The 13,596-nt window shown below is 59.4% G+C and carries 13 protein-coding genes; 5 read left to right on the forward strand and 8 right to left on the reverse strand.

The features are described from left to right. Positions 1 to 41 precede the first annotated feature (41 nt). A complete protein-coding gene (gene fecA / locus FIV35_RS06955) occupies positions 42 to 2,381 on the forward strand; it encodes a TonB-dependent Fe(3+) dicitrate receptor FecA (protein WP_034137106.1) in 2,340 nt (779 codons plus the stop codon). On the opposite strand, the gene FIV35_RS06960 is transcribed toward fecA, so the two are convergent. Next, on the reverse strand, positions 2,382 to 3,254 hold the full coding sequence (locus FIV35_RS06960) for a LysR family transcriptional regulator (RefSeq protein ID WP_034137105.1): 873 nt from the start codon (positions 3,252 to 3,254) through the stop codon (positions 2,382 to 2,384). 105 nt (positions 3,255 to 3,359) lie between these two features. Between FIV35_RS06960 and FIV35_RS06965 the strand changes: the two genes are divergently transcribed. Continuing rightward, positions 3,360 to 4,868, forward strand: a complete 1,509-nt coding sequence (locus FIV35_RS06965) for an MFS transporter (RefSeq protein ID WP_034137104.1) — start codon at positions 3,360 to 3,362, stop codon at positions 4,866 to 4,868. Between the two features lie 60 nt (positions 4,869 to 4,928). Here the strand turns inward: FIV35_RS06965 and FIV35_RS06970 are convergent, their stop codons facing one another. Next, the gene (locus tag FIV35_RS06970; protein WP_034096034.1) at positions 4,929 to 5,339 is read right to left on the reverse strand and encodes an HPF/RaiA family ribosome-associated protein; all 411 of its coding nucleotides are present in this window, start codon (positions 5,337 to 5,339) and stop codon (positions 4,929 to 4,931) included. 217 nt (positions 5,340 to 5,556) lie between these two features. Continuing rightward, positions 5,557 to 6,501: a LysR substrate-binding domain-containing protein gene (locus FIV35_RS06975; protein ID WP_034137103.1), complete on the reverse strand. Its 945-nt coding sequence runs from the start codon at positions 6,499 to 6,501 to the stop codon at positions 5,557 to 5,559. A gap of 137 nt (positions 6,502 to 6,638) precedes the next feature. Here FIV35_RS06975 and FIV35_RS06980 point away from each other — a divergent pair, with 137 nt between their 5' ends. Together FIV35_RS06980 and FIV35_RS06985 are read left to right on the forward strand one after the other, a co-directional pair. Further along, the gene (locus FIV35_RS06980; protein ID WP_083377908.1) at positions 6,639 to 8,015 is read left to right on the forward strand and encodes an L-serine ammonia-lyase; all 1,377 of its coding nucleotides are present in this window, start codon (positions 6,639 to 6,641) and stop codon (positions 8,013 to 8,015) included. Between the two features lie 310 nt (positions 8,016 to 8,325). Then, entirely contained in the window at positions 8,326 to 8,643 is a 318-nt protein-coding gene (locus tag FIV35_RS06985) for a DUF3509 domain-containing protein (protein WP_034137101.1), read from the forward strand. Here the strand turns inward: FIV35_RS06985 and FIV35_RS06990 are convergent. Next, complete coding sequence (locus tag FIV35_RS06990; RefSeq protein ID WP_034096030.1) at positions 8,640 to 9,128, reverse strand: phosphate-starvation-inducible protein PsiE; 489 nt, start codon at positions 9,126 to 9,128, stop codon at positions 8,640 to 8,642. The genes FIV35_RS06985 and FIV35_RS06990 overlap by 4 nt on opposite strands. Before the next feature lie 584 nt (positions 9,129 to 9,712). On the opposite strand from FIV35_RS06990, the gene FIV35_RS06995 reads away from it, so the two are divergent. Further along, positions 9,713 to 9,979 carry a YebG family protein gene (locus FIV35_RS06995; protein ID WP_034137100.1) on the forward strand — a complete coding sequence of 89 codons (267 nt, stop codon included), beginning with the start codon at positions 9,713 to 9,715 and terminating at the stop codon, positions 9,977 to 9,979. Between the two features lie 133 nt (positions 9,980 to 10,112). Here FIV35_RS06995 and FIV35_RS07000 read toward each other — a convergent pair whose 3' ends face one another. From FIV35_RS07000 to tnpA, 4 genes are all read right to left on the reverse strand, one after another. Then, positions 10,113 to 11,030 (reverse strand): pPIWI-associating nuclease domain-containing protein, encoded by a 918-nt coding sequence (locus tag FIV35_RS07000; protein ID WP_034137099.1) that lies wholly within the window; start codon positions 11,028 to 11,030, stop codon positions 10,113 to 10,115. Positions 11,031 to 11,064: 34 nt separating this feature from the next. After that, positions 11,065 to 12,654, reverse strand: a complete 1,590-nt coding sequence (gene tnpC / locus FIV35_RS07005; RefSeq protein WP_034137098.1) for an IS66 family transposase — start codon at positions 12,652 to 12,654, stop codon at positions 11,065 to 11,067. Between the two features lie 61 nt (positions 12,655 to 12,715). After that, the gene (gene tnpB / locus FIV35_RS29865; RefSeq protein ID WP_033901901.1) at positions 12,716 to 13,051 is read right to left on the reverse strand and encodes an IS66 family insertion sequence element accessory protein TnpB; all 336 of its coding nucleotides are present in this window, start codon (positions 13,049 to 13,051) and stop codon (positions 12,716 to 12,718) included. Beyond that, positions 13,048 to 13,380 carry an IS66-like element accessory protein TnpA gene (tnpA, locus tag FIV35_RS07015; RefSeq protein WP_034137097.1) on the reverse strand — a complete coding sequence of 111 codons (333 nt, stop codon included), beginning with the start codon at positions 13,378 to 13,380 and terminating at the stop codon, positions 13,048 to 13,050. The genes tnpB and tnpA overlap by 4 nt, the downstream gene beginning before the upstream one ends. Positions 13,381 to 13,596: the final 216 nt, after the last annotated feature.

A 13,596-nucleotide genomic window follows, 5' to 3' on the forward strand; every position in this document is an offset into this window, starting at 1 on the left:
AAAAGCCCCCCTTGATCCTTTCCTTCTCAGGACCGCCCGTCATGCCCCAGCAACCCACCCTTCTCGCCCGCACCCTGCGCCAACTGCTGCTCGGCGCCAGCCTCAGCCTGACGGTGTTGCCGTCGGTGATGGCGGCCGAGACCAAGCCTTATCACATCGCCCCCGCCTCCCTTGAAGCGGCGCTCAATCAATTTGGCCGCGAAGCTGGCGTGTTGATTTCGTTCGGCTCCGAGGTCACCGCCGGCCAGCAGAGTCGCGGCCTGTCCGGCAACTACAGCGCCGCCGACGGCCTGCAAAAACTGCTGGAAGGCACCGGCCTGCAAGCACGCGCCGAGGGCGACAACGCCTACAGCGTGCAACCGGCCAGCGCACCGGCCACTATTGAGTTGGGTACTTCCAGCGTGGTCGGCGACTGGCTCGGCGATGCGGCACAGACCAACGTATTCGAACACCCCGGGGCCCGGGACGTGATCCGCCGCGACGAGTTCGAACGCCAAGGTGCCACCCAGGCCCGCGATGTGCTTAACCGCATCCCTGGCGTCAACGCCCCGGACAACAACGGCACCGGCAGCCACGACATGGCGCTCAACTTCGGCATCCGTGGCCTCAACCCGCGCTTGGCCTCGCGCTCTACTGTGCTGATGGACGGAATTCCGGTGCCGTTCGCGCCCTATGGCCAGCCGCAGTTGTCCTTCGCGCCGATCAGCATGGGTAACATGGACGCGGTGGACGTGGTACGCGGTGGCGGCGCCGTACGCTACGGCCCACAGAACGTGGGCGGCGTGGTCAACTTCGTGACCCGTGCGATCCCGGACGCGCCCACTGTCAAAGGCGGCCTGCAGACTGAAACCAGCCCATCCTCCAGCCACGATGGCTTCAAGACCACCGGCAACTTGCTGGCCGGCGGCACTGCCGACAATGGCCTGGGCGGCGCGCTGCTGTACTCCGGCACCCGTGGCGGCGATTGGCGCGAACACAGCGACACACGCATCGACGACCTGATTCTCAAAGGCAAGTACCAACTCGACGACGCCAACAGCTTCAATGCCATGGCGCAGTACTACGAAGGCCAGGCCGATATGCCCGGCGGCTTGAACGTCGCGGACTACAAGGCCGACCCGTATCAGTCCACCCGCCCCTACGACAAATTCTGGGGTCGCCGCACGATGTTCAACGTTGGCTACCGCTACGAGCAGGACCGTCGCGAATTCACCGTCAACAGCTTCTTCACCAAGACCCTTCGCAGCGGTTACCTGGATCAGGGCACGTTCCTGTCGCTGTCGCCGCGTGAATACTGGGTACGCGGTCTGGAAACCCGCTTCGCCCAAGGCTTCGACCTCGGCCCGGCCAGCCATGAAGTCGGCGTCGGCTACCGCTATATCAACGAAGCCGGCCACGAACTGCGCTACCGCACGCCGATCAACGCCAATAACCAGCAGCTCCCCAACACCGATAGCCGCAACGACCGCGACACCCGGGGCGGCACCGAAGCCAACGCGTTTTTCATCGACGACCGGATCGATATCGGCAAATGGACCCTCACCCCGGGCATTCGCTACGAGATGATCGAATCCCAGCAGACCAACAACCTCAGCAACGTCAAGTACAAGGGCGACTACAACACCGCGTTGCCGGCGCTCAACGTGCTGTATCACGTCACCGACGATTGGAACCTCTACGCCAACACCGAAGGCTCGTTCGGCAGCGTGCAATACAGCCAGATGCCCAATCGCGTGACCAGCGGCGAAGTCAAACCGGAAAAAGCCCGCACCTGGGAACTGGGCACCCGCTATGACAACGGCACCCTGCGCGCGGAAATCGGCGCGTTCCTGATCAACTTCGACAATCAGTACGAAAGCAACCAGACCAACGATTCGGTGATCGCCCGTGGCGAAACCCGGCACCAGGGCATCGAGACCAGCGTGAACTACGCCCTCGACGGTTTGAGCCCGGCACTGGCCGATTTCGACGTGTACGCGTCCTACGCCTATGTCGACGCCACCATCCGCGAAGACGGCCCAAACAAAGGCAACCGCGTGCCCTTCTCGTCCAAACACAAGGGCACGCTGGGCGTGGGTTACACCGAAGGCCGCTGGAAGCTCAACCTGGACAGCAGCTACCAGAGCAGCCAGTTTGCCGACAACGCCAACACCCGTGCCGAAACAGCCGATGGTGCCAATGGACGCATCCCCGGCTACATGCTGTTCAGCAGCCGCGCGGCATACGACTTCGGCCCGCAGCTGTCGGACCTGAACGTAGCGGTCGGGGTGAAAAACATCTTCAACAAGCAGTACTTCACCCGCTCGTTCGATGACAACAACAAGGGCAAATACGTCGGCGAACCGCGCACGGTGTATGTGCAGACCTCCATCGCGTTCTGATCAACTGCCCGCCAGGCACGAGGGCGTGCCGGCCACCAGCGCGTCGATGGCACAGCGCGTCTTGGCCGGCAGGTGAGTGGCCGTTGGCCAGATCACATGGATCGGTGCGGGCTGCTCACGGCAGTCCGGCAGCACCGCCAGCAATTGCCCACGCAGCACGTAATGGGCAATCAACCAACTCGGCAACCACACCAGGCCGACACCCGCCATCGCGGCATCGGCCACGGCCTGTAGGTCGTCCATGATCAACGGCGAGGCGATGCCGGCACGCTGCGTAGGTTGGCTGCGATAGGCGATGCTACGGCGACTGGCAAGGTCGTCGACATGATGGATCGGTCCCGTGCGTTGCAGGTACGCCGGTGACGCGGCCAAGCCCATCACTTGTTCGCCCAGGCGTCGTGCGCTGAGCCGGTCGGTATCGGGCAATGCGCCGATGCGTACGGCAATATCGAACCCTTCCTGCGCCAGGTCCGTCAGCCGATCGGCGAAGCAAATCTCCACCTCCAGCCCTGGATACCGGTCCATCAAGCCCCACAGCGCCGGCGCCGCGTAGTGATGACCGAACGCCAACGGTACGCTCGCCCGCAGGCGCCCGCGCGGTTGCTGCCGACCGCTTTGCAGCACCGATTCGGCAGCCTCCAGCTCCGCCTGGGCGCGCAAGCAATGTTCGTAGTACGCCTGGCCATCCTCGGTCAGACGTTGACGGCGGGTGGAGCGCTGTAGCAAACAGGTGCCCAGCCGCGCTTCCAGCCGCGCCAAGCCCTTGCCAACGGCGGACCGCGTGAGGTGCAAACGTTCGGCGGCCTCAGTCAGGCTGCCGCTTTCAACGATCTGCAAAAACAATTCAACGCCATCGAAACGGGGGGTGACCATGATGTGATTGTCGCCTTTAATTCCCTAACTGGCGGAAAACTTATCACGGATAAAGAATTCAATTCCCCTGAAAATGGCTAATCCATTTGTTTACAGGAGAATCCCATGTCCGCCGCCGATACCTTGACCGCCAGCCCCGCGCGCGCTCCCCGACAGGCCGTCGCCCTCACCGCCGTGTGCCTGGTGGCGCTGATGTTCGGCCTGGAAATCTCCAGCGTGCCCGTGCTTCTGCCCACACTTGAACATGCACTCGGCACGGGTTTCCAAGACGCCCAATGGATCATGAATGCCTACACCCTGGCCTGCACCAGCGTGCTGATGGCGGCCGGCACCCTGGCTGATCGCTTTGGGCGGCGACGCGTGCTCGTGCTGTGCTTGTGGCTATTTGGGCTGGCCTCACTGGCCTGCGGGCTGGCCGAAAGCGCCGCCACCCTGATCACGGCACGCTTTGTTCAGGGCATCGGCGCCGGGGCGATGATGATTTGCCAGTTCGCGATTCTCTCGCATCTGTTCCGTGAACCGGCGGCACGGGCGCGGGCATTCGCTATCTGGGGCGTGATCGCCGGTATCGGCCTGGGCTTCGGGCCGATGGTCGGCGCGTTGATCCTCGCGGTCGCGGATTGGCGCTGGGTGTTTCTGGTGCATGTGCCGCTGACACTGTTCACCCTGTTGCTGTTGCGCATCAGTGTGCAGGAATCCCGCGATCCGGCCGCCCACCGCCTGGATATCGGCGGCATGCTGACCCTGACATTGGCGGTGTTTGCCCTGGTGTATGTCATCACCCAGGGCAGCGAAAACGGCTTCGCCACGCCGGCGATGCTGGGCTTGGCCAGTCTGTCGGCGGCCGCCTTATTGTTGTTCGTGCAGATCGAACGGCACAGTGCGCACCCGATGTTCGATTTTTCGGTGTTCCGCATTCGCCGCTTCAATGGCGCGCTGATGGGATCGATCGGCATGAACGTCAGTTTTTGGCCATTCATGATCTACCTGCCGCTGTATTTCCAGAACGGCCTGGGCTACGACACCCTCACTACCGGCGCTGCGCTACTCGCCTACACCCTGCCCACCTTGCTGGTGCCGCCTCTAGCCGAGCGCCTGGCATTGCGCCATGGTGCCGAGCGCATCATTCCGCTGGGCCTGGGTTTGATGGGGGCGGGTTTTCTGGCGATGGCCGCCGCCAACCAAGCCGAGCACGCTGCTGTCGGATGGATGCTGGCCAGTTGTGTGATTGCCGGCGTGGGCCTGGCGCTGATCAATTCCCCAACCACCAACACCACTACCGGTTCGGTGTCGGCGGATCGGGCGGGAATGGCGTCGGGCATCGATCTGAGCGCGCGCCTGATTACGTTGGCGCTCGCTATTGCGCTGATGGGCCTAGTGGTATTGCTGGGCATCAGCCACTACCTGGGCAGTGTGCTGCCTGCCAGCTCGGCCCAGACGTGGCCGGCCATCAGCCAGCAACTTGCGGCGGGCAAACTCAACGCGGCGGGGCTGACAACGGCGGATGCACAGGCGGCGCTGCGCCACGGGGCTGGCTGGGCGATGGTATTCGCGGGGTTGGGAGCGGCTGGGTTGGGGCTGTTGAGCGGGTACTTTTTCCGACGAGCCCAGTAGCGAAAAACGGGCCTGCGTGTGCAGGCCCGTTTCCAGAGGGGATGACAGAACGGTCAGTGATCAGCCGTTGAAAACGGCGCGTTCTTTTTCCAGGAACTCCTGTTCAAGCTCATCTTCGTTGACTTTGGTGGTCGGCTGGCCTTTGCCGGCAGCGCGAGGCTTGCCTTGCAGTTTACCGAACAGGTGTTCCAGCGCGTGGTCCAGCTTGGTCGCTGCACCGTCGATCGCTTGTTCTAAGGTATCGGCCTTGTGCAGAACCGACAGCGGTTGATGGCCTTTTGGCCGCGCTTCCAGGCGGCAACTCAGATCATGGGGGCCAGGCTTGTCGCCGTTCTCATCCCGCAGGTAGACCTCGACACGGGTCAGGTCTTCTTCATAACGTTCGAGCGTGCTCTCAATGGTAGTACGTACCCACTCCTCCAGTCGGATGCTGCTTTCAATATGGTTATCGCTATTGACTTGGATTTGCATAGTTCTTCCCTTATTTCAGCTAGCTCGCGAGAGATCACAAACTGCAACACCGTTGTGGTGAAACCATGACCTCTTGATTACACAATTGAGCACCTGCGGAAACAATTCAACCCCTTTGCAAAGATAAATCCCACATTACAAATTAACCCTGACGACAAGCAAAAACGCTGGTAGGGTGGGGAGTTAGTTACATCTTCTTACGTCCTATCGATCTTCATCATTGCGCCTCTCCCAACGGGTGCAAACTGCGAAAAAACCCCGCTTCCTCTACCAGCCAGTCATGTACCGCGCGCACGCCCGGGTGGCTCAACGCGCCTGGCGCGTACAGCAACACGTAACGTTTGTGGTTCGGCACGGCAAGGCCGAACGGCACGATCAAGGTGCCGCGCTCCAGCTCATCGTTGAGCAAGGTACGCCGCGCAATGGCCACCCCCATGCCGGCGATGGCCGCTTCGATGGTCAGGTGGTTGCGGTTGAAGGTATGGCCGCGGCGCACATCGGCGTCGGGATAACCGATGGCATTCAAGTAGAACTCCCACTCGGCGTACTCATAACTCCCACGCCAGGCCGTGATGTCGTGCAACAGCGGGAAATGCGCCAGGTCGGCGGGGCCATGCAACGGCGGGCGTCCGCGCAGCAGGCTCGGCGCGCACACCGGGAAGATCTGTTCGTCGAGCAAGGCTGTGGATAAAAGGCCGGGGTAGCTGCCGTCGTTGAGGTCGATGGCCAGGTCGAAGTCGCCTTCGTGCAGGGCGACGCTGCTGTCTTCGGCGACCAGGCGCAGTTGGATATCCGGAAAGCGTTGCTGCAGACGCGGCAAGCGCGGGGTCAACCACTTGCCGAGGAACGACGGGATCGACCGCAGCCGCAAGGTGCCGCTGATCATGCCGGCGTCCAGCCGCCGCAACTCGGCGTCGATGCTGCCGTAGGCCTCCCCCACCGTCGCCGCTAATCGCTGCCCCTCGGCACTGAGTTCCACGCCCCGGGCGCGCCGATGGAACAGGCGAAAGCCTAGGCGCTCCTCCAATTGGCGAATCTGCTGACTCACCGCCCCCGGTGTGATGTGCAGTTCTTCGGCGCAGCGGGTGAAAGACAAATGCCGCGCCGCACAGGAGAAAACATGCAGCCAGACGTACGTCTGACCATGGAGTGGCCGAACCATAGGGTTTAGTCCTGCTAAAGGGTTTCTTAGGAGAATTCGTTGGTCAGTGGTGTTACAGGCGCTCAGTATCGCGCCAATTGCGCTCGTCCTACAAAAAATGGCAGCGATTCCTACTCCATTGCTTGTAAGGCTTTAGCATGGCTATCAGTGTTTTCGACCTATTTAAAATCGGCATCGGCCCGTCCAGCTCTCACACCGTCGGCCCCATGCGCGCAGCCGCGACCTTTGCCAAGGCGCTGACCGAGCAACAATTGCTCAGCCGCACCCGCCGCGTCGAAGTACGCCTGTATGGCTCGCTGTCCGCCACCGGTGTCGGCCATGCCACGGATCGCGCCTGCGTAATGGGGTTGATGAGCGAGTGGCCGGATCAGGTCGACCCCACCTCGATCAATCCGCGTATTCAGCAACTGCGCGACAGCGGCCGCTTACTGCTGGCAGGCACCGAGGATATCGCCTTCAACTGGCACGCCGACCTCCTGCTGCTCGAAGAGAGCTTGCCCTACCATCCCAACGCCATGTCCCTACATGCCTATGGCGACCATGGCCTGGTGAGTGAAGAGACGTACTACTCGGTGGGCGGCGGTTTCATCATCGAGGCGGCCGAGGCGGCGTCGGGCATCACGCCGGTCAGCGATGTGGCATTGCCTTATGACTTTTCCAGCGCCGCCGAACTGCTGGCGCTGTGCAAGCAGCACGGTTTAAGGGTGTCGGAGCTGATGATGGCCAACGAACGTGCGTGGCGCAGTGACGCAGACATTCGCAGCGGTCTGCTGCATATCTGGTCAGTGATGCGCGAATGCGTCGAACAAGGGCTGCGCGATGAAGGCATCTTGCCTGGCGGCCTTGACGTTCCGCGCCGCGCGGCAAAATTGCACCGCAACCTGTTGGAAATCGGCAAACCGAATGTCATCACGTCCACCTTGTCGGCAATGGAGTGGGTCAACCTGTTCGCCCTGGCCGTCAACGAGGAAAACGCCGCGGGCGGGCGCATGGTCACGGCACCGACCAACGGCGCGGCCGGCATCATCCCGGCGGTGTTGCATTACTACATGAAGTTCAACGCCGACGCGTCTGACGACGACGTGGTCAATTTCTTTTTGGCCGCAGCCGCCGTCGGCATCCTGTGCAAGAAAAACGCCTCGATCTCCGGGGCGGAGGTCGGTTGCCAGGGCGAAGTCGGCTCGGCCTGTGCCATGGCCGCCGCCGGCTTGGCCGAGATCCTCGGCGCCACGCCCGAGCAATTGGAAAACGCCGCCGAAATCGGCCTGGAACATAACCTGGGCCTGACCTGCGACCCCGTCGGCGGCCTGGTGCAAGTACCGTGCATCGAGCGCAACGCCATCGCGGCGGTCAAGGCGATCAACGCAACACAAATGGCCTTGCGCGGCGACGGCAAGCACTTCATTTCCCTCGACCGAGTGATACGCACCATGCGCGACACCGGCGCCGACATGCATGACAAGTACAAAGAAACCTCTCGGGGAGGCCTGGCGGTGAGCTGGGTGGAGTGCTGATTGCGCTGTGTGAGATCGTTTTGCCGGTAGCGCCCTGAAATAGATCACGGGCCTGAAACAATTGTGAGAGAGGGCTTGCCCCCGATGGCGGTGGGTCAGTGGTAGATGGGCTGACTGACCCAGCGCTATCGGGGGCAAGCCCCCTCCCACATTGGGATGGTCGTTATACGGCACGGCCCTTGCTGTAAAGCTCTTGAGGCAAACGGAATTTGTGCCCCTCAGCGACGAAGTGGCCGGTGGTCAGGCAATGCGAACTAATCCAGACACCGGTCGTCAATGACTGCATGTTCTTATCAGGCGGTAACGCACCATGGACAATCCTTTTCAGATCATCACCGACACATTCAGCCCAAAATATCGCGTCAACCTGAGCATTCAACGGCTCGACGGCAGCATCATGCTCACCCTCTCGAATGAGACGGGCGTGGTGGCCAAGCGCATGATCAGTGCCGAGCAACGCAACGACCCCGAACGGCTCAAGCGCCTGGTGCAGAGCATCCAGTTCGGCATCGCCATCGAGCAGGGCCACAGCGCCATGGAAATCCTGGCGATCATGACCGACGGCGACAACCACAAACTTATGCAGCCACCGCCGGCCAGCGACCTGCCGTTCAGCGTCGGGCTTTAAAGCTCACCCTTCTCGGTCTCCAGGCTCGCCTCGCCCTTGCGCCGCGGGCTTTCGACCTTGACCGAAGGGAACGACGACGATGCGTAACGCACCACCAGGATTGCGAACGCCAACAGCAGAATCCCGCCGCACAGGTAGATGATGCCCAGGTCCGGCGGGTTGTGATGGGATACGTTGGAGATCAACAGACGTGTCAGCGCAGTGATCGCAACGTAGATCAGGAAGCGCACGGGCATGTGGTTGGTCTTGAAGTAAATCCCAACCATCGCGCCCAATTCCAAATAGATGAACAACAGCAAGATGTCATCGATCTTGATGTGCCCGTTCTCCAGCATCCCTAGAAACTCCATCACCGCCGCCCAGGCCGTGACCGCGCCAATGGCGAACAGCGCCAGGTAGTGGAACGACTCCACAAACAGGTTCCCCAGCGACTCGGCCAGGCCATGGACCTGGTGGCGCAACTTTTCGGCCCAGTTGATTTTCACGATGATGCTTCCTTAGGTCGGTTCGACCGGATAATGCGGGTTGGACGTGACGGTTATTCTGCATGCAGAAAAAAGGCCAGAGCGTGGAAAGTGAGATGATGTCAGCATGACATGAGGCACACCGGCAGCCTGATAGCCTTGATGCGTCGCCCCACACGTCCATTTCCCTACTACATTAAAAAACTGCTACCCAAACCCCACGGTTTGGCTTACCCTTTTCGCTGTATATAAATACAGTAGTCGCAAAAGACAACTATCGTGAAGGCATGTGAGGTGGTGAATGGCCGTCGAAGTGGTATACCGCAGCAGCCGAGATCTGGAGCGTTTGTTTATCGTTTTCTACACCTAATGCCTGTCCAGTTAGTGTCAAAATGCTTTGTTTTATTGTTTTAAATCAGCGCGTTAGACGCCAACTGACAAATCAGATACAGGAAGGCGGTGCATAGATTTTCGAAAGGACCTATGCCTAGTTATCAATGTTCATATGAAGACAAGCACGGATCGTAGAGATAACATCCATCGGATAGAATTTTTTTCAGGGCATTGCCCCAGGTAGGCAGCCCTTTAATTTTTGAGAGGCCATCATGGCAGTAGAAGTACTTTACCGAAGCACTCGAGATTTGGAGAAGGTTTTTTTGGATCGAAAACTAGCCGATGCACATGATCAAATGCTTGAATTGGCAGAAATTTTAACTTCCGTTCTCATTAAAAATGTACCAGGTCTTGACGAAAAACAAGCGGAGGACGCAAGCATTTTTATGGCGAAAAATAGAGCAATCTTTGCGTCGGCGTTTAAGAGTGGTGCTAATGCGTTGGATCAGTTGACAGGGAAAGACGATAGCGCCAACTGAGATGGTGTCACAACACATAGCCAACCCATTTGATGCATGGCGGAATCAGCATGCTTGAACGTCCCGCTTTCGGCTCCATAATCGCCCTTGATAATGGATAGCTATGGACGGGACGGTGCTTAAACTACTGAGCCTAGAAGTCCGATCGAATGCCCGATGCATCGAGAGTTTCATGGTCTTCGGATGTACTCGCCGCAGAGTCGATCCAATCCTCCTCTTGATCGTGCCAGTCGCCCGTGTCTACCATCAAAGAGTCTTCGACGAACTCTAGCGCCTCAGGATTTGGATTTGCCGCTTCGCAGGTCAATTCGCAGGTGTAATCGAACGACTCATCCAATTCGGCTCCATCGCCTCTTCTGAGATCAGAGTTAGATCCCCACTGCAGTGTTACCCCTATGCTACCGCTTACCCTGATGTGTACAGTCTCTGAGGTAATACTGGTAACCTCATGCGATTCCACATAGATTTCTTCAAGGGAATAGTGCGAGGCTAGCTCATCTACAGCGTCCAAACTTTCCCCAACAATCTGCTGGACCGTCGCATCATTGATCGCATGCGATAAACGATCCCCGACGGCGGCTCTGCACTCTTGGATGCAGGCCATCAGTCCGGCCACGGCTTCGATTGTTTCTACTGCGAGGTGCTCGATGTCGTCCTCCTCCATGAGGAAAACTTCTGGTGTGATGTGGACGTACCCGTTCAAACGGACTACGGCATCTCGAAGCTCCTCAAACTCCTGAGCGAAGTCCAACCGGAGCTTTGTTCGCACGTAGTGGTTGGAAAGCCCGCCCTGCGTTGCATACACACACCGCTCGACTCGCGTTACCTCCGGGACAACGCCTTCTGCCTTCTGCTGCCACCATATGCACTTTTTCACCTCGGCGTCTGGAGCCAGGCGCTTCAGCGTGTGACCCACCAGCTCGCGCATAGCAAAGGCGAAGTTATGAAAGCGAAGCCTGTTCCTGCGGTCTTCGAGATTAAACATCGCAGCTTCATAAAGGCAACGCTCGAACTGAGCATCACCGATTAGCTGCAAGATCCTTTCGTCCATGTTCGTATGCGTCCGGGCATCACCCCTTGCGTAACTAAACCGGCTGCCACCTATGCGGCAGCAACTCCTCAATTTCACTCGCCCGCTGCGTCGGCAGACGCGTGAGGACGTCCTTCAAGTAGGCATACGGATCATGCCCATTCAGTCGCGCCGACTGGATGAGGCTCATGATGGCTGCCGCCCGTTTTCCACTTCGCAACGAGCCTGCAAAGAGCCAGTTCTTGCGCCCAAGAGCCCATGGCCGGATCTGGTTCTCACACCAATTGTTGTCTATGGGCACAGCCCCGTTATCAAGATAACGCGACAACGCCGTCCAGCGTTTGAGGCTGTAATCGAGCGCCTTGCTGATGGCCGAGCCGTTGGGCACAAGGTCGCGCTGGGCGATCATCCAGGTGTGTAACGTAGCCATCACCGGAGCTGCTTTTTCTTGCCGTATTCGGCGGCGTAAGTCCGGCTCCAGGTCACGGACTTCATTTTCGATTTCGTACAACAACTGGATATAGCGCAAGCCTTGTTCAGCGATATGGCTCTTGTTGGTCGCGTGCAGCTCGAAGAACTTTCTCCGGGCATGGGCCATGCAGCCGATCTCGGTTACACCGAGTTCGAAGCTGGCCTTGTAGCCACCGAAATCATCACAGACCAGTTGGCCTTTCCAGTCTTGCAGGAAGTTTCGGGCATGCTCTCCGGCGCGGCTGAGGCTGAAGTCGTAGACCACCGCCGCCGTTTCGCAGAACTGGCTGGTGGCATAGGCCCAGACATATGAGCGATGGGTTTTATTCAGACCCGGCATGAGCATTTGTACCGGCGTTTCATCGACATGAACGACCGGGTGTGCGAGTACAACATCGCGCAGTGCATCAACCAATGGCTGCAATTGCACACCGCAGGCCCCCACCCATTGAGCCAGCGTCGAGCGCGGGATCGCCAAGCCGGCACGGCCAAAAATCGATTCCTGGCGGTAAAGGGGCAAATGATCGGCAAACTTGGCGATCATGACATGAGCCAACAACCCAGCGGCCGGGATGCCTTTGTCGATGATCTGTGCCGGTACCGGTGCCTGGATCAGTGTTTCGCAGTCATCGCAGACCCACTTGCCACGCACATGGCGCTCGACGGTAAACACGCCAGGCGTGTAGTCCAGTTTTTCGCTGACGTCTTCGCCGATACGTTTAAGTGCGCAGCCGCATGGGCAGTGAGTGTTGTCCGGTTCGTGATGGATCAGCGTGCGCGGAAACTCCGCTGGTAATGCAGTGCGCTTGGGCTTCTGTTTGGTCTCGGTCGGTGCCGGGGCGAGTTGTAACGTTTGAAGCTCAGCCTCGATCGCCGCGATATCGGTGTCGATCAAGTCATCGAGCAAGCTGGCCTGCTCCGGGTGCATCTGCTCGCTGCGCTTGGCGTACTTGAACCGCTTGAGCTGCGCGATCTCGTGGGTCAGCTTCTCGATGAGGGTTTTGTCGTGATGGATTTTCTTGCCCATCGTCTCGACCGTTTTGCCGAGGGTATCGACTGTCTTGCCCCGCGTATCCACCTCTTGATCGAGGGTGCCGACACGCTGCATTAACTGCGCGGCCAGTGCGCGCAGTTGTTCGGGTGTCAGGTGGTCAAGATCGGGGAGCGAAGTCATGCCGCTGATTGTGCCAGAGCCGGCACTCAGCGGCGATCAGCCTATAGGTGAATGGCGGGTATCAGAGCATCGTGATTGCAGCGTTTGAACCGACCCGCTGCCACGGCAGACCCAGTACCAGAGCCTGAAGTTGTTCAGTATCGAGTTCGGCTTGCGGGCCATGGCGTATGCCCGGCCAATGAAACTTGCCTTGATGCAGCCGACGCGCTGCAAGCCAAACACCCACACCGTCATGGACCAGCACTTTCATGCGAGTGGCGCGGCGATTGGCGAACAGATAAGCGCAGTGCGGCTTCGCCGCACCGAACACGTCAATCACCCGGGCCAATGCAGTCTCGGTGCCGGCACGCATGTCCATAGGCTCGGTGGCGAGCCAGATAGCATCGATGCGAATCATCGCAGCAGGTCTCGCAGAAAGGTCGCACAGGCAGCGGCGTTCTCGGTCGGCCAGTTCACTTTGACGGTGCCACGCGGGTGTGGGATTTCCAGACAGATAGCCGATGCCGCGGCTTGCGAAGTTGCTCCGGCTGGTGGCACGGGCAGCGGAATGAAAGCAGGTTGCAGTGCGGTGGTTTTCTGCGCTTGCACTCGAATCCATTTATGGACGAGGTTCGCGTTGAGACGGTGGCTCAGTGCGACATTGGCAATCGAGGCTCCGGGCTGGGCACATTCGTGAATGACCTGGGCCTTGAAGGATATGGAGTAGGAGCGGCGTTGTGGCTGCATGAAAAGACCCGCTTAAAAGGCTAGAAAGGGTGTCCACTTAAATTAGGTGGACACCATCGCCTTTGGCGCCGGGGACAGGAAGGGGGGTTTGTAGTGGTCAACTAATCCCGGACACGACGTTAAGTTTTTCTTCGGCCCGAGCTGGCGCCAGCCCATCATTGAATTGATGGGGTCGAATCCAATTGTACCGATGCATCAAGAAATGGCTGATATCGC

Source organism: Pseudomonas rhodesiae, from assembly GCF_007858255.1.
Taxonomy (GTDB): domain Bacteria; phylum Pseudomonadota; class Gammaproteobacteria; order Pseudomonadales; family Pseudomonadaceae; genus Aquipseudomonas; species Aquipseudomonas rhodesiae.

Coding starts and splice junctions, on each gene's coding strand:
- fecA (WP_034137106.1), top strand. CDS start 42: ATGCCCCAGCAACCCACCCTTCTCGCCCGCACCCTGCGCCAACTGCTG.
- FIV35_RS06960 (WP_034137105.1), bottom strand. CDS start 3,254: ATGGTCACCCCCCGTTTCGATGGCGTTGAATTGTTTTTGCAGATCGTT.
- FIV35_RS06965 (WP_034137104.1), top strand. CDS start 3,360: ATGTCCGCCGCCGATACCTTGACCGCCAGCCCCGCGCGCGCTCCCCGA.
- FIV35_RS06970 (WP_034096034.1), bottom strand. CDS start 5,339: ATGCAAATCCAAGTCAATAGCGATAACCATATTGAAAGCAGCATCCGA.
- FIV35_RS06975 (WP_034137103.1), bottom strand. CDS start 6,501: ATGGTTCGGCCACTCCATGGTCAGACGTACGTCTGGCTGCATGTTTTC.
- FIV35_RS06980 (WP_083377908.1), top strand. CDS start 6,639: ATGGCTATCAGTGTTTTCGACCTATTTAAAATCGGCATCGGCCCGTCC.
- FIV35_RS06985 (WP_034137101.1), top strand. CDS start 8,326: ATGGACAATCCTTTTCAGATCATCACCGACACATTCAGCCCAAAATAT.
- FIV35_RS06995 (WP_034137100.1), top strand. CDS start 9,713: ATGGCAGTAGAAGTACTTTACCGAAGCACTCGAGATTTGGAGAAGGTT.
- FIV35_RS07000 (WP_034137099.1), bottom strand. CDS start 11,030: ATGGACGAAAGGATCTTGCAGCTAATCGGTGATGCTCAGTTCGAGCGT.
- tnpC (WP_034137098.1), bottom strand. CDS start 12,654: ATGACTTCGCTCCCCGATCTTGACCACCTGACACCCGAACAACTGCGC.
- tnpB (WP_033901901.1), bottom strand. CDS start 13,051: ATGATTCGCATCGATGCTATCTGGCTCGCCACCGAGCCTATGGACATG.
- tnpA (WP_034137097.1), bottom strand. CDS start 13,380: ATGCAGCCACAACGCCGCTCCTACTCCATATCCTTCAAGGCCCAGGTC.